This is a genomic window from Paenibacillus sp. Pae15, assembly GCF_024519685.1.
Taxonomy (GTDB): domain Bacteria; phylum Bacillota; class Bacilli; order Paenibacillales; family NBRC-103111; genus Paenibacillus_G; species Paenibacillus_G naphthalenovorans.
In genome coordinates, this window is the sequence record NZ_JALJRM010000031.1 from 22141 (window position 1) to 41790 (window position 19650).

The following is a 19650-nucleotide window of genomic DNA, read 5'->3' on the forward strand; positions in this document are numbered from 1 at the left end:
TTAAAAGGAGGCATGACTATTTTGAGAGCCAATAAAGGGCAAAGTCGTAACTGCGCCAACAGTACGACTTTGGATACAAAAAACTTAACCAATCTTATTTTAACCATTCAACAAGCAGGAAGTCAAAAGGAAAAACGCGCCGCGTTCTTCTTGGCGCTGTTTCCTCAAACTACTGTCCCTCAGGAAGCAAGTCACGTTATATGCTACACCCTACCCACCAAATCGAGTATGAAACCTAAAATGATTAGTCGTTTTTTCACACAATCACAGTTCGATGCAATGCTTCGCTTGAACGAATCACTAAACGGAAAAGCGAACATTTATTTCTCGACAACTTTACAGGACGCGGAAGCAGCGCTGAAAAAAAATCCACGTTCACGGGGGACAAGCGAAACAGCAGTTTATCTAAGTTTTCTACACGTCGATATCGACGTGGATGCTCCGGGGTTTCATAAGTCAGCGGGAAAACGTTTGTTCCCGCATAATGAGGCGGCTTTATTGTTTATAGAGAACGGCATCCCGCTAACCCCGTCCATTATCGTCAATACTGGCGGAGGCTGGCATGTGTACTGGCTCCTAGATCAGCCGATGATTCTGCAAACCGAAGCCGACCGAAAACGTGCGGGAACACTCTTAGCCCGTTTCCAACAGTGGATTAGGAGCCTTGCAGGGGAGTATAAGGCAAGCATAGATACTACGGCTGACCTTAGCCGCTTGCTCCGCGTCGCTTTCACTTACAACGTCAAAACAGCGGAGAGAAGGCTTGCCGAGATTATTGAGGTGACAAATCGCCGATACTCTTTGGAGGAAATTGAAGCGCTGCTTCCAACACAAGAACTCAAAAAGAAGGCTGCAAGGCGGCTACCCTTCACTAAGCGGCGGCAGCGATTTCCGAACATTGAATCTATCTATAAAAATTGCCGTTTTATGGAACATTGTCGATCAAGACCTAACGAAGTATCTTATAACGAATGGTTCGCAGCCCTTTCTATTGCCGTACATTGTGAAAACGGCATTGAAGAAGCGCATAAGCTGTCTCGCGGATACGACCGGTATTCCGAGGATGAAACTGAATTTAAGATCGCTGAAGCCTTGAAAGGAAAGCCTAACACTTGTTCCTACATTGCAATTACATTAGGTTCTAAAGGGTGCCAAGGTTGTCCTAAACTTGACGGACTGCGAAACGAGGGTTACGTCTTATGAGAAGCCCAATCGCTTTTGGCTATGAGCGCGAGGATATGGACAAGGAGGCGCTGCTTGAGCGCCTCTCTACAACTTTATCAAATGCCGAACAGAATAAGGAGCAAGCGATTCAACTTCTTTTCAGGGCTGAATTCTTGGAAGCTTTGGCGTGGTTGCAAATTGTTTCTTATCCTGACTTTGTAGAGTTAAAAAAGCAAGCCGAAAAATTAATTCCCAGTTCGGAGTTTAGAAAGGCACTTGCTCAAAAACTCCAAGTCATAAATCGGGAAGCGCAAGCTTTTACAAACAAAGATATCCCGACTTTAGGTGAAGCATTGGAAGACTGCCCGCAGGAGATTGCACATCTTCAATTCCCTTTTGGCTGGTGGATATCCAAGGATGGCGTTTTCAGGAGTCATACCGACCGAATGGGCAATGTAGAGTATGTGAAGTTATGTAGCTGGCCTTTGATTGTCAGCGGCGTGTATAGAGGCTATCAGGACGGTGAAATGAAGCTTGAACTCATGTTTCATCGGTGGGAGGATTGGCAAAAAATCGTATTAAATCGTTCTGATGCCCTAAATTATAAGAAGCTGCAAGAAATAGCAGCGGCAAAAGGCGCTCCAATCGACTCGTCGAATAGTAAGGACGTTGTTCGTTATTTGTCGGCTTTCGAAGCTGCAAATGATGGTAAATACCCTCTGAAACGAACCGTTGACAAGATCGGCTGGATTCCTGAAAGAAAGTTACTTATCACTTCAAATGGTATTTATTCGGTTAATGGAGAACATCTTAACGATTCCGATATTATCTATCAACCGGGGAAAGAACTGATTCAATTCAGCATTAAGCAATGCGATAACTGGCAGGAGACAGCTAAAGCAGTTTTTCCGCAATTGCTCAATTTGAATCATTTTAATGTGACTCTGCCGGTCATCGGTTGGTTTTTTGCCTCTGCGGTTGCACCGTTTATCAGAGCAAAACGCGACAATCAGTACCCGATACTGGTGTGTTGGGGCAAATCCGGCTCAGGCAAAACGACCTTAATTGAGATTATGTTGAAGATAACCGGGAATCCGAATGAACCGCAGAAAATCTCTACACCTTACGCGCTTACGGTTCAATTATCTTCGAACAATACTTTGCCTGTTGTGTTTGACGAATACAAACCATCCGAAATGACCGAACGGACACTAAGCGACTTTCTTAACAAGCTCAAGCTCTGTTACAGAGCGGATTCGGATAGCAGAGGAAAGCCCGGAGGCGTTCAGACTTACACTCTTAGTTGCCCGGTAATATTCATCGGAGAGGATTACCCAAGGGAAAACCAAGCGGTTGTAGAACGCTCGGTAACTGTTCAGTTGGAACGCAACTGGATTGAGCAAAACAAGGTAATGGCAGATTCGGTATTCAAAAACGTAATGAGTAATGATCTTGAAGCGGCCAGCAGTGGATTTTGGAATTTTATTTTCCACTATTTGGAGCAGGGTTTTTTGGATGAGGATATCGAAGAAGCCAGCAAGATAGCCGAAACGTTCGAAAGCATTCATTTCCGGGTGCGCTGGAACACGACCGTCCTTCTTACCGGAATGCGGATGTATCAGCGAATACTTGAATTTTTGAACTGTGAGGTTGCCTTTGGTATTGAAGAGATGAAACGAGCGGCAGTTTACACATTGTCAGCAGCAATGGAAGATCAGGAGAGCATGCTTGACCGGATTTTGCTTGCTTTTAACTATGACCACCGACAATTTTCAGAGTCGGATATTTGGCTCGATCAGGAAAACCACTTGCTTTACGTCACTGCCAGCAAATTCAAAGCATACGTCACGATGAATAACCAGTTTAAGTGTTCAGCAGCCCAATTGAAATATGAAATGGAATATTGTTGTCATAGTGGCGGGTATGTTGGAAATGGCAAGCGAGAGTATTATGTGCAGAAAAAGATTCGAGGGCGAAACGGTTGGCGCTATGTCTTCAATACGTTAAAGTTGGAGGAAGCCACCGGAATTTCAGGGGAAGCATGGCTTCCGAACGAATCCGAACCGCCTGATGAAGTAACCCCGCCACCTGAACGGCGTGTACATCCTGAGCGCTCTGCAAGACTGAAATCATTAAACCGGAAAACGCCTTCTTGAGCGGCGTTTCTGTAAAAATCAAAAGATGGAGTGATTTGTTATGATTATTTTTAATGAAAAAGAAAAGAACTGCCTGCGAACAGTGATTGAATGGGGAGAAGCAAGAGAGAAACATTACCATAAATACAGTCACATTATCTCTAAAAAAGGAAAAATCAAGGAACTGAATAAGGAAGAATCCTTGATTATTAAGCAACATGAAGCAAATACCTGTAAGCTTGAAAGGTTTTTAAACGAACTTGATGAAAAAAGTATTTTACTGTTACTTACAGTAGCACTGATCGGAAGTCAACCTGATGGCTTTCCGGAAATGATTTACAGGGAGCGATTTGAAGCAGCGCAACGCTTGGTACAATCCATTGGATACAAAAGAGAACACGCTATTGATACATTGAAGCGACCACAGGTGGCAGAAAATCTTCTTAAAGGTGTTCAACATCTTGGAAATACGTTTGAATACTAATGAAAAAGGAGCCGTTGCAGGCTCCTTTTTCAAATAAAAGCTCTATCAATAGCTTCAGCCAATTCAACAGAAGAAGGCATAGAATAACGTTTCGTCATATTAATATCAGAATGGCCGGTAAGAGCCGCCACCGTGCTTATATCAGTTCCGGCAGCGACAAGCCGCCGCGCAAACGTATGCCGCAAGGCGTGGGGGTGCGTCCCAAACTTGGCTAACATATGCTGGATTGTCCGAGCTGAAATTCGTTTTTTATGACTGCTCAAAAATAGCGCCGCTTCGTTATCATTCCGTATTGCAAGATACTGGGTCAAATGGTAACGCACTTCACGGGACAACGGAATCGTTCTTGACTTGCCGCCTTTTCCGTTTCGAACGATCATTTCACCGCTCCGTTCGTTAATCGTCACGTCTTGACGGTTCAAGGAGCAAAGTTCGGATACCCGAACGCCGGTTTCCAGCAGCATATACCCGATAGCGATATCCCGCTTATTTCCGGTTTTCTCAATCTCCCGTTTGAGCCGCTTAACCGCTAACTCCTCTAACGATTTTGGAGCCGTCTGCCTTTTGTTTTGCGGCTTGATACGCTTAATGTGTTCAACAATATCGGGACGCTGGATGAAACGGCTGTAGACGCTCAAGCAAGCAACTATTTTATCAACGGTTGCCGCGTTTTTGCCTTCCTGTTCCAATGTCTTCACGTAGGCTTGCACATCATACCTTGTAGGCTCGGTTAAATCCCCGCCGTTTCGATCAAGCCAGCGGCCAAACGCCTCCAAGATTCGCCGGTAAGTCTTGAGCGTATTTTCGGCTTTACCTTGTGCCTCCTGATCGGAAAGAAAACGTTGAACTTCTGCGACAAAATTTTTCATCGTTAATCCCTCCGATAATCATACTTCCGCGCCATTTCCCGTTAAGGTTTTGGCGCGGAAGCCAGCTTCTCTGCAACATTATCATTCCGAATCTTTGATTATTTTACCTCCAAAGATTGCTGCAATTTCCTCCGATGTAATTTCACGAATATGTTTCTTTTTCCACTCTTCAATTGTTTTTCGTTGTTGTTCTTCTTTAGCTTTTTCTCTCTCGACCTGGAGTTTCCTAATGTTTCTTCTCTTCTCAATAAGTTCGAGAGGTTCACAGTAATCACCATTAAAGAGAATACGAGCTTCACGAAGCAATTCAGGCATAAGACCAATTTTTTCAATATAATCTAATTTTACTTTATAATCCTTTAATGAATCCGTTCGATATCTACGGTATTTTTTGAAGAAGCGTTTGAACAGTTTGTTATAGTTTTCTTTGTAATTTTCTTTATTGTAACTTTTACTTCTTACTATGGTATTGATTTCATCTCTCGCACTTTTCAAAGAAACCATTCCCTTCTAAAAAATATCGTTATAATCACAACTTTTTAGTTTCAACATGGCTCTATGACCTAGCTTATAACCTTCATGCGGATTTCGGTACTCCAAGAATAACCGCCTAAAATCCATGTCATTGATAAACGGAACTTTAATCAAACTGTCCGTAGGAGCATCCGTTCCTCTGACAATGAAAAGCCCGGCATAATCGGTGGAGGGCAAGCGTTCAAAAGCAGCGCCATTGCCAAGGGCGATTTGACTGGACGCTTGTGAATCCATCCGGCCTATGCAGCGAAAGGAAATGTTACTCCGAAAATCGGTTGAGCCAAGGCTTTCCTGACTAGGCCGCTGTGTAGCGATCAGCAAATGAACGCCGTTGCTCCTGCCTTTCGCCGCAATCGCCTTCAGGCACGACATTCCTTCCTCAAGTCCCTGCCATTTATCCGTAAACTGTGCGAACTCGTCAAACACGACAAAGAGTTCAGGAAGGTTCGCACCGGTCATTTCGTTGTAAACGGCGATATCAGGCGACACACCCCATTCTTTCAAAAGTTGTTCGCGCCGTTCGACTTCCTGCGCCGCGCTTTTTACCAGTTCTAAAGCGGCTTCTTTCGTCGTTGCTATCGGGTATCCGGCATCTTCCACGAATCCGAAGCTGACCCCGCCTTTAAGATCAATGAACATGGGCAGATGATTTTGCCGTTGAAGCTGCAAGATGACCGAATAAAGAGCAGTTGATTTACCAGCCCCCGTTGTCCCGGCGACAATTCCATGCGGGATTTTCCGGTAATTCCATGTAACCATGCCTTTGCTATTCACACCCACAATGACGCTTTCCGGCATTTGGGCGACAGCATGAAGGTTAATCACGTTCTGGAAATGGATTTCCTTTGGCAGCGGCTGCTTGGCGATTTCAACCCCAACCGTTCCGATTCCGTCATAATCCCGGTGGATGAAGAATACCGGCTTTTTCAAATAGGCTTCGATGCGGGTAATGTTTTCCTCCCAACGTGTAAAGGCAACGGAAGGGATATCCCATATAAAGACTTCTGTTTGGCCTAAATCATGGTGTATAGGAGAGATGGTTGAAACGTCTTTCAAGTGCAGCACTTCGGTTAAAAATCGTTCCCATGCCTGTTTCATGGGGTAGTAATGATGGTTTAAAGTCTGGTTCTGGGACTTGAAATCAGGGACAGGTTTGCTTTCTTTCGTAACCGTATTATTGGTTGATTCTTGCATACTTCCCCTTTGCAGCTTCTGATAGCTGATCGCATGTAAAGCGGTATTGATTTGAGGTACCTTTTTCAAATTCCTGCTATGAAGCAGCGCGTTCGCTTGCTGAAAAATCTGTGACAAGTACGCGTGAAAGAGATGTTCACAAGCCGTATGATCAGCGGTAAGTGAACGGATGAAAGGAAACAGCTTGTAACCGGTATAAAGGCAGACGATATAAAAAAACAAGCCTGTTAAAATTGCAATAGGGAACCAGTGAAATAAAGGGAAATCAGTAAATAACCCCAGTATAAATGTGGTTATGACGGCAAAAGCAAACCCGCTCAGGAGCCACAATAACCGCCTTCTTAGAGCCGGAGCTTGCATCCCCAACCTCAAAGCCAATCGGCGATCTAGCGACAACGTCGGGCGTTTAAGCACCTCATAGTGGGCAATTGATCGCACTACCCAATCAATTGTATTCTGTGGAACATCTACTTCATAATATGGCTTGTTGGCGATATCATTGAGCAGATGATGAGCACGCAGAAGCTCTTCTTGTGCTGACCGTATCCAAATTTCAATAACCTTATTCCGTAAGCGCTCTTGATCGTCATAGCGCCACCAAGCAAGGAAACGCTTGATTGGCGGAAAAAGCGAAGAAAGCTGCTTACGAACTTTTTGAATGATACTCATGGTTTTCACCCGCCTGTGACAAGAACGTCCGCGCCATACGTTCAAAAAGATCAGGCAGCTTCATGTCATGATCGAGCGCAAAGCGCTTCAATTCCTTCAAAAGATGATTGTCAATAAGTAAGGTATATCGTTTGCGCATTCGCTTTTCCTCCTGAGATACAAGAGGGCTTGCAGTGTGATTGAATATACAAGCCCTTCCGGTTTTAACGAAACAAATCGTTTTTCAGCAGTTCTTCAAGGCATGGAGTATCCTTTAAATCAATGGAATTGCCATCAAACTTTAATAAACCTTTCGAAGCGGCTGCTCTAGCTAAATAACACAGATCGTCCTTCTCAAAAGCGGATTTCCCAAAAAATTCAGAGATACTTAACCTATTGCGCTTGGAGTGGAAATTTTCATTGCGAAGGAAGAGAAACAGAGCAGCACCAAACTCCGGCCATTTTCCTTTTTCCACCTGTTCAGAAGCCATAGACCAACCGCCTTCAATGCACTCCACCAACCGTTCCAGCAAAACATTGCCGCTGTCAACAAGCTTTATCGCCGCTGGCACAGAAGGGCGTTTTTTCTGATTCCCGCCTGAGAAAAAAATCCACCAAAGCAACAGCGTCATGATGATATAGCCTAAAAATGGCATAAGCAAACCTCCTGATCATCTTTGATTCTCCTACCTGCGACAAATAGTAATTACATGCGCTCCACCCCCTTTTAACATAACCATTACTTTTCACGCCTCCCCGCCGACAACACCGTTGAAACATCGGAGTAAAAATGCACAAAAATCTTTTTTATAGATTCTGCACTTTTATAGAGAAGCGATTGAGAAGATGTGAAAATCGTAGAATTGACCAAATACATAATTTAATGAACCTTTTTATACTCTAATTTTGGAAAGGTAGCACTCTGATAAAGTTAGAAAAATGAAAAAAGAATGCGCGTCATAATAAAGCGTGACACTGCATTCTTCGTAAAGTGAATATTAGTTTTTCTTAAAATGAGGCCGTTTTCGTTACTTTTGACCAGCGATTTGTTACCGCATATTACCGTCAAAATAGCTGAAAACCCTTGATTTATCTATATTTTTATTTTTATTGATAATAAGGTAACAAAGTAACAGGATTTGCGAGGGGATATACACAATCGGTGCGGCAAGCAATGAAGCCGTGGGATGAGATTGCATCAAATCCTTGTATAGAAGCATAGGTGTATGAAAAAAACTTGTTACCTTGTTACCGAACCTGAAAACCCTTGTGGTTCTAGGGATGAGCCGGTAACAGGCTATCTTCCCGGTAACAATTTATAGCTGGTCAAGATACCGGGGAGAGCTTTCGCGTTCTCGGATATAAGCCAATTCCCTCTTGTGTCGCAGATCGTGTCCGGCTGATTTCAGCAAATACGGAATGGCCGCTTTAGCGAGGGCATCCATCGAGCCGAAGCGCTTGCCGGTAAACGGGCATTCATATTGTGTTTTGGTTTTGACTTGGGCGGTTTCGGCTCCTTGAGGAAACAGGATATTATAAAACGATTGCTGCGCTGCTTCAATGACTTTGGTAGCATCCTGCTGCTCATTGTTCTTTAAATAATTCTGCCAACGTTCCTCCGCATGGCGGCGGGGGTAGCCGGTTGGTTTGGCTGCTGGCGCTTCTGCTTGCCCGTGCAAAAGGCGCTTCAAAAAAGCGGCGACGGTGAGGCCGGATTGCTGAATTTGCACCCATTCGGCTTCTGTGAGCGTCAGAGATACTTTGAGGGTATTTCCTTGGGCTTTCCGTCCAGCGCCTTCCCTTTTGCCACCTCTTGGCATTGTAATCACTCCCTAAGAAAAAAGAAAGGCGAAGCCGAACGTAAATTTGCGCAATATAATCAGTTTTTTTCTGTCCAAATCATTTCTTGTCAATTTCAGTAAGCGTTACATCATATAAATGTCCGTTAGGGGTAATCCAACCATTAATTTGTAGTTCCTTGATCCCCACAATATTCAATTCAATATCTACAGGTTCTTTACCTCTACCGGCCTCTGCAGAGTACAACTCTTTACCGTCCCCATAAATAACAATATAGTCAGTGCCGTCAGTGTTTGTAGTATTGTCATCAGATACAAACTTTGCTTTCAGTGTCTTATAATTCCCATGCAGAAGATAACTTACATTTAAGGAGTGATTATAGCCTGTCTTTTCCCCAGCATAAAAACTAGCATAAAAATCATTTATGGCGGGCTGGTATGTCTTTTGAAGCACCATGAAAGAATTTAGTTCTTCTCTATTTATAATTGCTCCAGTATAAGGTGTTAATTCCTGTAGAGGAATGATTCTTCCCGATATTTGAGAATTATCGCCAATCAGGACGGTATTCGTTTTTTGATCCCATTGTACGGGTTTTCCAAAAGCTGTTGCTATTGCTCTTAACGGTAAGTAGGTTGTCCCATCAACAATAAATGGCTCAATGGCCTTGCCTTCAACATCTTTAGGTTGAATAGTTATCCCATCAACTACAACCTTGATATTGTTAAATACTGCATTGATGGATTTGAGCGCCGGAGCGCCGAATGCCGACGTACTAGCAAGGAACAGAGTAGCAATTGTCGCTCCAACGGTATAATCTCTTAATCTCGCTGACCATTTTTTCATGTAAATTGCTCCTAATCGTTGATTTTTTTATAAGTGTTACCGGTTCATTAATGTAGCTGTTAAAGAAGAAGTCATCTGCTTTGTGGTCTAAAATAGTTATGTCAATTTGCTCCTGATTAAACTCAACTTTTACTTTATATATTCAGCCACCCCATATTTGTCTACTTTTTAATTACTTATTCTTTTATAGGTTATTACTGGCTCTTTAATATAACTGTTAAAGAATAAGTCATCTGCCTTATAATCTAGAATTGTTATGGTAATTTGCTCCTGTTTGAACTCAATTCTAACTTTATAAGTCACATCATCCTCTAAGAAATGGATACTTGTTTCCGCTACGCCATTGCTGTCCACAGTAAATTCATCCATGTCCCAACTTCTATTGCTTGTGCCTAGCCATTCCTCCACTCCATTAACAACATCAACATGTGAAATATCCAGGAAGCCGTTAAGTATTTTAACGGTGCTTCCCTTCGCTTCTACGGAGAAACCTATTTCAGTTTCTATTCTTGTCTTCTTATCCTCAGTCCATCTCTCCAGTTCAGTTCTCCAAGACCCCACGTATTGCTGAATATTAAATTTTCCACTAGGTTCACAGACTGTCTGTTTGCTATTAATTACTACCGTTTGATTTTCCCCATCCCACCGCACTTCGCTCCCCAAATTTTCCGCTATATAGCGGAGTGGAACGTATGTAGTTCCCTCATAAAGAAAAGGCGATTGCTCCGGCATCTTGGATTCCCCATTGATTTTTACATCTTTGACACCAAACATTACTTCAATTGTTTTTGAAGACGATGCTGCTGCAACCCCTATCGAACCGAATACTATTGCTCCAGCCACAAATCCTAAAGTAAACCTGAACCGCTGCATGAGCATGAAAATCACTCCAATTTATAGATATTTAGATAAGGAATATATGAATTATGCTACGCGAACTTTAATTCGCCAATTATTTGACGTTAAATAAAATTCACGTAATGGTTAACATTAGAACAAACATGTTAAGAGTTGTTTGTTCATTGAAATTAATCGAAGCAAGAAAACAAAGCGGAGTCACTCAAGAAAAACTATGTCGGGCAGTTAACATATCTTTAAAGCATTACCAAAACATAGAGCATGGACTTACAATTCCAGCCGTAAATATTGCCCTTCATATTTGAGAAATCCTCAATAGACCCGCGAAAAATTGATGAATGGAAAGACCGTAGGCAACCATCTTAACATGCTTACGGTCTTTTGCTTTTCAGCACAAGTATATTAGGAAAACTTTTCATATTTCTACGGACTATGAGTCACATAAATTGAAAATCGACAAAAATCTACACCATGAAGACAGGCCAACCGATATAGATTATAGAATTACGGATGTGTTGGAGGGCTTTTACATATGGATATTCGGTCTGAATTTGGAAAAAGAGTGCGGGAGCTTCGAGCGCGAAGCGGTATGTCACAAGAACTGTTAGCAGATCGTTCAGGATTGGATAGAACTTATATTAGCGGCGTCGAGCGTGGAGAGCGGAATATAAGCTTGGTGAATATCGAAAAAATTGCCGCCGCGCTAAATGTATCTATTGAATATCTGTTTTCGAGTGAGCGGTTTTCAGCGAATCTGGCTTACCAGCAAAAGGACTTTAAGGTTCCCTTTTTGGAGCGTTTCAAATTCCATTTGGACACTGATAGGAAAATTTTGGCCTTTCAGGTGAACGGACTATTAACGGGAGAAAATGTGGATTATATGTCTCGTACTTTGTTAGGCATTACGTCCGCCTTTTCACAAGGTGAATTGAATATTTTCGTAGATCACCGCGAGATGAAAGCATCGGATGGTGAACCCGTCGTATATTCACCTGAGGTAGCGGAGCGAGCGGTTCAATTCCAGCAAAAAGTAATCTCATGGGGTAAACAAGCGGTGGTGCTGTGCAATTCGGAATTTATGGTTCAACAAATGAACCACGTAACGACAATTAGCGGAATACGTGACAAAGCGGTTCATCTGTATGGAAAAGATAAAGAGATGATCGGCAGGGCATATGAATTGCTGGATATTAACGGAAATGAACTGATAAAACCTATGAAATAAACCGATACGGTCACAAAAAAGAAGCCGTAATAAACGGCTTCTCCAATCGATGTAGCTTCGCTAATTTTTAATATTCTTCTGGGAGCAAGATGGTAACCACGAGACCTTCTTTCGAGTTTGGCCCGTAATCGTCAACGATAAGCCATACATCCTCATAAATGCCGGGATAAAGAAAAGCAGATTCGGTCGCGATCAATTCTCCATTACCGTTTGTAATATCGAAACTATCTCCTTCGGCTGCATGTGCTACCGTCAAATAGTCATATGGGTCTGCCATATAACGGTCAAGAGCGATTCTAAAGAGCATGTCTGTTGTCACTTCTGGCAGTTCCATTGCTGTGACGCCTCTTGTTTGAAGTAATGTTACATTGCGATTTGTTGGAAAATTCATTGGAATTGCTCCTTTGATAGTATTTGAGATTCGCACCATTGTTGTGCGACATGCTTAGTAATTAAAATTCCTGTGTGTAGTTCCAATACAAGAAATTTCGAAGGTGAAGAGATCAGAATTTTTCCTAAGCCATTTTGTAGATTTTAAGCGTGAAATAGTATCCGTGAATTCAAGGTTTGTTCACGGATTTGTTAGTGGCGGATTAACTGCTTGGTGATGATTAAGTGTGGATAAAATGTGGATGTGGTATTGAATTTACGGTTTATGGAAACGGCATGTATTGTCAGTTTATTGGGGTATTATCGAATTGGATAAATGAGGAATCAGAGGAATTTGATCATTATTGGTGAATTCAAGTGGAAATGTCGGGTTAGAGGATACGGGGTATAGGAGAAATATAGGTTAAATATCAATTGGCAGGAGCAGGACGGAGAAGCTATAACCGTTGGTATTCACGTAACGTTGAAGCTCCGCGGCGCGGTTTTCCATCAAGGCGATAATGTCCAGCGGCGCACTTGATGAGGCGCTTTTTGCAAAGTCGTCAAGCCGCTGAAACGTATTGGCTATGTGGTAATGCGGGTTATCGACAATCAAAGCTTTAGGTGTTTCTCCTTTGGTCACGGCATCCAACATTTTGACTGTCGGTTGCGCCTCAAGACCAAGTGTTTCAATGAATCCTGCTTGTTCCATAGCCCACTGTACCCGCGCTAAATCGACTTGCAGTAAGCTTCGTCCGCGAAGCGTTACGCCGCGCATATTTAATTCATTAACACCATGCTGCAAGAGCCGGAAGATTTTGTTTTTTCGCTTGTCTATCACGGCCTCAATGTATCCCCAATCCGTAAGCGCCCTTGTACGCTGGTAGATCGTGTTTTTTGGCCGCTTGTCGGGCATGAGTTTAGATAAGCCTTGAATTCCTATGTGGCCGTATTTGCCAATGCATTGCATAATAATATGGTCAAGCGTCAGCAATTGCCGCTTAACAGCTTTTAGGGTTTCGGGCACCTTTGGAGCCTCCTTGTTTGGTTTTGTGCTGCGCCAGCAGTTCAACCGCCTTTGCCATAAATAAGACGTGTTCTCGTTGCTGCATTTCTAGTTTTTCTTTGGCCTTCATTGGTTTCGTCTCCTTTCCTTTATAACCTTAGTATACAGGCATCATTTATACATTATCAACATAATTTGATATTGCTATTGGATAAATTGATATGATACAATTTGACTGAGAAAGGAGGTGGAACAAAATGAATGTAAAAGAATTTGGCGAACATCTAAGAAAATTACGAAAAGCCGCAGGGCTTACGTTAGTTGAATTAAGCAAATTGTCGGGAGTCAGTCATCCATATTTAAGTCAAATTGAAAATGGAGCTAAGCCACGTTCTCCGTCCCCTGAAATTTTAAGCAAGCTTGCACCATACCTAGGGGTTAGTCATATGGATTTGATGTATGACGCAGGGCATTTGCCATTTCACGACCCAAGCCCTCCCGATGATGATACTACGCCGCTGCCTTACGGTTTGGATATCCTGACCAAACTGGATGATATTGAGAAATACTTGATTTATGATTTTATAAAGTACAAAGGCGTTGTTTTAACAGACGATGATAAGAAGAAACTGCTCGATTATCTTGATTACTGTCTATATCAAAAACAAAAGGGTGAGTAGCAAATGCCGTCAATCGAGAAAAGAGGCGAAGCATACCGCCTTGTAGTAGAGGCCGGTTATGATGCAAAAGGCAAGCGCATTAAGCGCTATAAGACAATCCGAGTCGATCAAAAACTGACTCCGAAAAAATTGAAGGAATATCTTCAAAAGGAGCTTTTAGCTTTTCAGAGCGAAGTTGAGAGTGGAACATACATTGCACCTACTCGCATGACGTTTGAAACCTTTGCATTCAATGAATGGTTGCCGAAGTATGCAGAAAAAAAATTTAGTCCGCTTACCTTGCGCAATTACAAAGATCATTTGGAACGTTCAATCTATCCAGCGTTTGGGCATAAACTGCTTCATGAGATTAAGCCGATGCACATTGTTTCATTCCTGAGTGAATTAGAGAAGCAAGGAACACTAAGCAGCGGCACAATTTTATATCTGTACAAGGTCTTAAAGTCCGTATTCAATAAAGCCTTTGATTGGCGGCTTATTCCGAACAATCCGATGATCGGCGTTGACCGACCAAAAGAAGTGAAGAAGAAAATGCGGTTTTACGATGAGACGGACGCACAGGCCGTTATCGCCGCGCTGGAGCATGAACCTACAAAATGGCGGCTTTACTTCTTGGGAGCCATGTTAGGTGGTTTCCGGCGCGGAGAACTTGTAGCTTTAGAGTGGCCGGAGGTTGATTTTGAATCCAATACAATTCGCGTGATTAAATCCATATCGCTAACAACCGAAGGCGAAGCGCAGGAGAAGCGGCCAAAAACGGAAACATCGGAACGGGAAGTCGATATGCCAGAGTGGTATATGCAGGAGTTAAACGCATTTCGCCAACAATGGGAAGCCGAGCGGGATTTGACAGGTAACGAATGGAAAGGCGGCGACCGGCAATATGTATTCCATAACGGCTACGGCAAGCCATATTACTACAATACGCCTTCAATGGTGTGGCGACGTTTTATACAGCGTCACAGCCTCCCAGAAGCCCGTTTACACGATTTAAGGCATACAGCAGCCACCTTGTTGATCGAGTCCGAAACCGACCTTAAAATCGTTCAAGAGCGGCTTGGACATACGAAGTATTCGACAACGGCTGATTTGTACGCGCACGTTACAAAGAAAATGAAAAAAACTGTTGCAGACCGGCTTGATAAATTTCGTCCCCAAACCGTCCCCAACGTTTAATATCCGCTAAATTAACCCTCCATATTCAGCCCCCGGAAAGACAAAAAAACCCTTGATGTACAAAGGTTTTTGGCTTGAAAAGTTTGGAGCGGGTGATGGGAATCGAACCCACGCTACCAGCTTGGAAGGCTGGAGTTCTACCATTGAACTACACCCGCATCGATTGATGGTCGGGACGACACGATTTGAACATGCGACCCCCTGGTCCCAAACCAGGTGCTCTACCAAGCTGAGCTACGTCCCGTTAGCTATGAGGCTGCTTGCAGCCCTTGTTTTACTACGTGCCCTGAGAGATTCGAACTCCCGACCTTTTGATTCGTAGTCAAACGCTCTATCCAGCTGAGCTAAGGGCACATATTCATTATTGGAGCGGAAGACGGGATTCGAACCCGCGACCCTCGCCTTGGCAAGGCGATGCTCTACCCCTGAGCCACTTCCGCACTGACTGGCGGGATTGCTTGGCCATCCCTCAACAGCGACAAGAATTAATATATCATTTTCTGAAGAGAAATGCAAATGTTTTTTTGATTTTTTTTAAACGCTGCGAACAAACCTGTAGAGACGGACAATCCAATAAACGAACAGCCCTTGGATAGAATACCATTATTCTTTACAAGGAGAGAACCGAATATGAAAAAAACGGCGATTATTCAATCCCGCAGGTGAAAAAGAACGCCTGAAAAAGCCGTTTATGGATTGCTGTTTACAGGACGAGAGGAAACGGAAAATACCCTTAGACAGACGATCTGTCTAAGGGCGTACTGTATAATAACGGTTAATCCACATGCACCCATACTCTGTTATTTTCAACCGATACCTCGTACACTTTCACTCTGTACCGGTCCGGGTCGACCAGCGCCTTCCCCGTCTTCACGTCAAACTCCCATGCATGCCAGGGACAGGTCAGAATCTCGCCTTCTCTTCCGTAAATGTATTCATGCGGCCTGGATTCCAGCGTCGTTCCCGTGAACTTCCCTTTACACAGCTCGACCTGCTGGTGAGGACACACATTGCGGATCGCATAATATTCTTTGCCGTTATAGTATACGCCGATGCTTTTTCCCGCAATCGTTACAATCTTGCATGCTCCGGCTTCAAGCTCTTCTACTCCGACGGCATCATACTTCGTCATTTCGCTACACCTCCTGCCAGCAAGCCTCTTTCCTGCAGCTGATACATCTCGGCGGCGTTCTCATCCGCTACCCGCCGGCGCATCTCTTCAGGCAGCTTGTTCAACACGAATAATGGAGCGTCGTTGTCCCAATGCGGATAATCCGTCGAGAACATTACCGTTTTTTCGGCTCGCATCAATTGGAGCATTTGAACCAGTTCCCTGTTGTCCGGCTCTTCGATCGGCTGGGTCGTCAAGCGGACATGCTTCAAAATATATTCGCTCGGCTTGTACTTCAACCACGGCACTTCGCTGCGCATCGCACGGAAGTTTTTGTCCATCCGCCACATCAGATGCGGCAGCCAGCCCAAGCCGCCCTCGATAAAAGCCACCTTCAACGTCGGGAACGTTTCGAAAACGCCTTCACAAACAAGGCTGTTCAACTGCGACATGTGGTGGATCGCCAGGATGTTGTGGCGCTCAAAGTTCGTCGTCGGGTACCCTGCTGCCGTTGTCGGCGGGTTGATGCCGTCTCCTTCCCCGCCGCCGTGAATCCCGATCACCAGGTTGTTGCGTACCGCCGCTTCGTAGATCGGATAGTAGCGTCGCTGTCCGTAAGGCTCGCGTGATCCGGACGTCATAAGCACTTGAACTACTCTCGGATGCGACCCCAGACGATCGATTTCTTTGGCGGCGAGCAGCGGGTCTTGCGTTGCGATGACAATCGACCCCAACCAGCGCTCATCGCTTGGAAGCCACGTATCCATCGTGTAGTCGTTGAATGCGGAGGCCAGCGCCGCGGCGTAATCCGGATTGTTGTGCGCCGAGATGGACAACAGGTTGCCTGTCAGAATCGCTCTTTCTATATTGTAGCGATCCAGTAAATCGGCCTTCGCGAATTCGGGGTCGGAGCCCGGAGGAAGTCCGTTGCCGGGTGCTGCATCGCTGCGTTCCAAGGGGATCGGACGGTACAAGAGAAAAGGCAATGTCGCATTGTGGGCCTTCAATCGATCCCACCATACCCGCGGCATATAAGGCTTCAAATCGTCATAGCTTTTGACACACTGATGCACATCGCAATCGATAATCCCGTGATTGAACTTAGAAGCTTTCTTCGTCGCAGACGCTTCCATACGTCTCAACCTCCTGTTGTTTTTGAATCCAGCCTTCGACCACAAACCGCGTACATCCATGCTTGAAATGGCCCCATCAGGCCAACATGAATGCATGTAAATTCCTTACAATACAGACTCCAGCAAAATGTAAACGGTTCCATTTTTGTGCCATCCAGCTCTACTTGTTATAGTTTTTTCTGTAGGTCACATCCTTCAACAGATCTTTGATCCCCGCTTTCCATCTCTTCAACATTCTAAATCCTGTTGTAAACAGAGATTAACTGATATCTAATATATCAGTTAATCTTTATACTTCACATTATAGCACAATCAACCCATCTGTCAATTCACTTTTTCTATATATTATTTCTGCCTTTTTACGACCTCTGCGACCACTTCCAAATCTTTCAGATCTTGTTCAAGCATCTTTTTAAAGTCTGCTCCATTCTGATAGTCAATGAACAGGTTTTGTTTATTCATGAACGCAATAAATTTGGGATCCTTCACTGCCTTGGCGAGAGCATCTTCCAGGATCTTTATGATTTCGTCGGGTGTACCGCCTGGTGCGGCAAGACCGCGATAGGCATGGGCAATCACGTTGATCCCTTTTTCCTTCATGGTCGGCACATCTTTAAAATAACCTTCGTCTCGTTTATCCGCCATAAGGGCCAACGGACGCAATCCCCCGCTTTCGATGTGATTTTTTACTTCACCGATCCCATAAATTCCGAATTCGGCTCTTCCGCCCAAAACCTCTATAATGGCCTGCCCCGTGCCTTGGAAAGGAATCGTGACAAAATCCAGATCGGCAGCTTCGGCAAATGGAATGCCGTAATAGCTTGGTGTGGAGGAGGAGGCGAAATTCAGCTTTCCCGGATTGGCTTTGATATCGGCAACCAACTCTTCAAATGTTTGATATTTTGATTTGGAAGAAACAACCACCATGGCGGGATCCGTATTGACCTTACCGATAAACTTAAAATCGAATGTTTTAAACGGGGCCAGACCGAGCACAGGAAGGGCTGCAATTTCACGGTTTGCCGCCGTTAATTTGTATCCGTCGGGCTTCGCTTGAAGCCCTTCATTCATGCCTACCGCACCGGATCCGCCGGTTTTATTCACAATAACGACATCCTGGCCAAGCACCGTCTTCATCGATTCAGCCAGAGCGCGCCACATGATATCCGTCCCGCCTCCTGCAGCAAAAGGAACTATGATTTCAATCGGCTTCGCAGGATAATTAATGGTCTTTTTTTCTTCTTTCTTTTCCGGCTTCGTTTCCGCCGAACTCGAATTCACGTATTGATTTCCGCAGCCTGAAGCGAACAGAGTCATCAGAAGAAGAGAGCCTGTTGCAATGATGGCCGATGTTTTTTTCATACCGGTTATCCCCCTAGTCGTATAAGATCAAAATCAGGAGCACTTCAGTAAAATTTTCATTACGCTGCTTCCGCTTTCCATTTGCCTGAATCCTTCCTCCAACCGCTCCAGAGGATAAATTTCAGTAATCAAACGATCCAGCGGCAATTGACCGGATGCGGACAGCTGTATCGCTTTTTCAAAATCCTCATGCTCATACACTCTTGCTCCGGACATTTTTAACTCCCGCCAGAAAAACCGGTGGAGGTCCACTTTCGGCGGCTGTGTAAAAATCCCCACCACTACAATGCGGCCACGCGTACGGGGCAGTCGGGTCATGACTTCCGCTCCGGCTGCCGATGAGGTGACTTCGAACACGACGTCGGCTCCTGCCATTCCCGTTTGTTTATTGACATATTCGACAATGTCTGCTTCTTTTGGATTGATCGTATCCAAACCGAGCGCTTTGGCTAATTCCAGACGAAACGGATTGATTTCCGATATTAATACTTTGGCTCCCGCTTCTCTGGCTACCAGAGCAATCAGCATGCCGATCGGCCCTCCGCCAAGCACGACAATATATTCCCCGCTTGTTACTTCACCGATTCTTACATCGTGACATGCCACAGCCAGCGGTTCGATCATGGCCCCATGCTCTAAGGATAAGCTATCCGGAAGACGGTGCAGGGTAAAGGCAGGTACCGTCCACAAGCTTTGAAAGGCTCCGGGCGTTTCAATGCCGAGAAATTTCAAGTTCTGGCAGATGTGGTTGTGTCCGGCTGAACAGGCTGGACACTGACCGCATGGGCTTAGAGGCATCACCGTCACACGGTCTCCAACGGCATAACCGGTAACGCCCTCTCCTAACGCATGAATCACCCCCGACATCTCATGACCCATAACATGAGGAAAGCTTACTCTTTTGTCCATATGGCCGTGAAAAATATGCAGATCCGTTCCGCAAATGCCGGCATGCGAAACCTCAATTTGCACTTCCCCTGTGCGAGGCGGCACACTGAGGCCTTCTCCTACCCGAATCGTTCTGTTTCCTTCATAAAACGCAGCTTTCATCATCATTTT

Annotated in this window: 22 protein-coding genes and 4 tRNA genes; 7 read left to right on the plus strand and 19 right to left on the minus strand. The window is 44.4% G+C overall.

Annotation, left to right across the window (positions count from 1 at the left end; translation table 11 throughout):
- The first annotated feature begins 21 nt into the window (after positions 1–21).
- From NR121_RS20815 to NR121_RS20825, 3 genes are read left to right on the plus strand one after another with little or no spacing between them, the layout of a single operon-like run.
- Positions 22–1203 (plus strand): hypothetical protein, encoded by a 1182-nt coding sequence (locus NR121_RS20815; RefSeq protein WP_256831865.1) that lies wholly within the window; start codon positions 22–24, stop codon positions 1201–1203.
- On the plus strand, positions 1200–3320 hold the full coding sequence (locus tag NR121_RS20820) for a DUF927 domain-containing protein (protein ID WP_256831866.1): 2121 nt from the start codon (positions 1200–1202) through the stop codon (positions 3318–3320). The genes NR121_RS20815 and NR121_RS20820 overlap by 4 nt, the downstream gene beginning before the upstream one ends.
- A gap of 40 nt (positions 3321–3360) precedes the next feature.
- Positions 3361–3783, plus strand: coding sequence for a hypothetical protein (locus tag NR121_RS20825; RefSeq protein WP_256831867.1), 423 nt, complete (start codon positions 3361–3363; stop codon positions 3781–3783).
- A gap of 29 nt (positions 3784–3812) precedes the next feature.
- On the opposite strand, the gene NR121_RS20830 is transcribed toward NR121_RS20825, so the two are convergent.
- The 8 genes from NR121_RS20830 to NR121_RS20865 form a co-directional block, all read right to left on the minus strand.
- A complete protein-coding gene (locus tag NR121_RS20830) occupies positions 3813–4652 on the minus strand; it encodes a tyrosine-type recombinase/integrase (protein ID WP_054819478.1) in 840 nt (279 codons plus the stop codon).
- 81 nt (positions 4653–4733) lie between these two features.
- Complete coding sequence (locus NR121_RS20835) at positions 4734–5147, minus strand: hypothetical protein (RefSeq protein ID WP_256831868.1); 414 nt, start codon at positions 5145–5147, stop codon at positions 4734–4736.
- 15 nt (positions 5148–5162) lie between these two features.
- Positions 5163–7049 (minus strand): FtsK/SpoIIIE domain-containing protein, encoded by a 1887-nt coding sequence (locus tag NR121_RS20840; RefSeq protein ID WP_256831869.1) that lies wholly within the window; start codon positions 7047–7049, stop codon positions 5163–5165.
- Complete coding sequence (locus NR121_RS20845; RefSeq protein WP_160327413.1) at positions 7024–7188, minus strand: hypothetical protein; 165 nt, start codon at positions 7186–7188, stop codon at positions 7024–7026. The genes NR121_RS20840 and NR121_RS20845 overlap by 26 nt, the downstream gene beginning before the upstream one ends.
- Positions 7189–7252: 64 nt before the next feature.
- Positions 7253–7684, minus strand: coding sequence for a hypothetical protein (locus NR121_RS20850; RefSeq protein ID WP_256831871.1), 432 nt, complete (start codon positions 7682–7684; stop codon positions 7253–7255).
- Positions 7685–8344: 660 nt separating this feature from the next.
- A complete protein-coding gene (locus NR121_RS20855) occupies positions 8345–8848 on the minus strand; it encodes a hypothetical protein (RefSeq protein WP_054819482.1) in 504 nt (167 codons plus the stop codon).
- A 79-nt stretch (positions 8849–8927) separates the two neighbouring features.
- The gene (locus NR121_RS20860) at positions 8928–9671 is read right to left on the minus strand and encodes a stalk domain-containing protein (RefSeq protein WP_256831872.1); all 744 of its coding nucleotides are present in this window, start codon (positions 9669–9671) and stop codon (positions 8928–8930) included.
- A gap of 168 nt (positions 9672–9839) precedes the next feature.
- Complete coding sequence (locus NR121_RS20865) at positions 9840–10550, minus strand: copper amine oxidase N-terminal domain-containing protein (RefSeq protein ID WP_054819484.1); 711 nt, start codon at positions 10548–10550, stop codon at positions 9840–9842.
- A gap of 122 nt (positions 10551–10672) precedes the next feature.
- On the opposite strand from NR121_RS20865, the gene NR121_RS20870 reads away from it, so the two are divergent.
- Both NR121_RS20870 and NR121_RS20875 read left to right on the plus strand, forming a co-directional pair.
- Positions 10673–10834 carry a helix-turn-helix transcriptional regulator gene (locus tag NR121_RS20870; protein ID WP_256831873.1) on the plus strand — a complete coding sequence of 54 codons (162 nt, stop codon included), beginning with the start codon at positions 10673–10675 and terminating at the stop codon, positions 10832–10834.
- A gap of 227 nt (positions 10835–11061) precedes the next feature.
- Positions 11062–11754, plus strand: a complete 693-nt coding sequence (locus NR121_RS20875) for a helix-turn-helix domain-containing protein (RefSeq protein ID WP_256831874.1) — start codon at positions 11062–11064, stop codon at positions 11752–11754.
- Positions 11755–11821: 67 nt separating this feature from the next.
- Here NR121_RS20875 and NR121_RS20880 read toward each other — a convergent pair whose 3' ends face one another.
- The 3 genes from NR121_RS20880 to NR121_RS20890 all read right to left on the minus strand — a co-directional run bounded on the left by NR121_RS20880 (position 11822) and on the right by NR121_RS20890 (position 13259).
- The gene (locus NR121_RS20880) at positions 11822–12145 is read right to left on the minus strand and encodes a hypothetical protein (RefSeq protein WP_256831875.1); all 324 of its coding nucleotides are present in this window, start codon (positions 12143–12145) and stop codon (positions 11822–11824) included.
- Between the two features lie 402 nt (positions 12146–12547).
- Positions 12548–13150: a hypothetical protein gene (locus tag NR121_RS20885; protein WP_256831876.1), complete on the minus strand. Its 603-nt coding sequence runs from the start codon at positions 13148–13150 to the stop codon at positions 12548–12550.
- Positions 13125–13259, minus strand: coding sequence for a hypothetical protein (locus NR121_RS20890; protein WP_256831877.1), 135 nt, complete (start codon positions 13257–13259; stop codon positions 13125–13127). Before NR121_RS20890 ends, NR121_RS20885 begins: the two co-directional genes overlap by 26 nt.
- A gap of 127 nt (positions 13260–13386) precedes the next feature.
- Between NR121_RS20890 and NR121_RS20895 the strand changes: the two genes are divergently transcribed.
- Together NR121_RS20895 and NR121_RS20900 are read left to right on the plus strand one after the other, a co-directional pair.
- Entirely contained in the window at positions 13387–13809 is a 423-nt protein-coding gene (locus tag NR121_RS20895; protein ID WP_054819488.1) for a helix-turn-helix domain-containing protein, read from the plus strand.
- A 3-nt stretch (positions 13810–13812) separates the two neighbouring features.
- Positions 13813–14985, plus strand: a complete 1173-nt coding sequence (locus tag NR121_RS20900; RefSeq protein ID WP_256831878.1) for a site-specific integrase — start codon at positions 13813–13815, stop codon at positions 14983–14985.
- Positions 14986–15069: 84 nt separating this feature from the next.
- Here the strand turns inward: NR121_RS20900 and NR121_RS20905 are convergent.
- The 8 genes from NR121_RS20905 to NR121_RS20940 form a co-directional block, all read right to left on the minus strand.
- Positions 15070–15143 (minus strand) — tRNA-Gly (locus NR121_RS20905).
- 9 nt (positions 15144–15152) lie between these two features.
- Positions 15153–15229, minus strand: a tRNA-Pro gene (locus NR121_RS20910).
- A gap of 36 nt (positions 15230–15265) precedes the next feature.
- Positions 15266–15339, minus strand: a tRNA-Arg gene (locus NR121_RS20915).
- Positions 15340–15350: 11 nt separating this feature from the next.
- Positions 15351–15425 (minus strand) — tRNA-Gly (locus NR121_RS20920).
- A 335-nt stretch (positions 15426–15760) separates the two neighbouring features.
- Positions 15761–16117, minus strand: coding sequence for a Rieske (2Fe-2S) protein (locus tag NR121_RS20925; RefSeq protein WP_062410398.1), 357 nt, complete (start codon positions 16115–16117; stop codon positions 15761–15763).
- On the minus strand, positions 16114–17229 hold the full coding sequence (locus NR121_RS20930) for an amidohydrolase family protein (RefSeq protein WP_256831879.1): 1116 nt from the start codon (positions 17227–17229) through the stop codon (positions 16114–16116). The genes NR121_RS20925 and NR121_RS20930 overlap by 4 nt, the downstream gene beginning before the upstream one ends.
- 345 nt (positions 17230–17574) lie before the next feature.
- A complete protein-coding gene (locus NR121_RS20935) occupies positions 17575–18591 on the minus strand; it encodes a tripartite tricarboxylate transporter substrate binding protein (RefSeq protein WP_074729652.1) in 1017 nt (338 codons plus the stop codon).
- Positions 18592–18624: 33 nt separating this feature from the next.
- Positions 18625–19647, minus strand: a complete 1023-nt coding sequence (locus tag NR121_RS20940) for a zinc-dependent alcohol dehydrogenase (protein WP_256831880.1) — start codon at positions 19645–19647, stop codon at positions 18625–18627.
- Between the last annotated feature and the right edge of the window lie 3 nt (positions 19648–19650).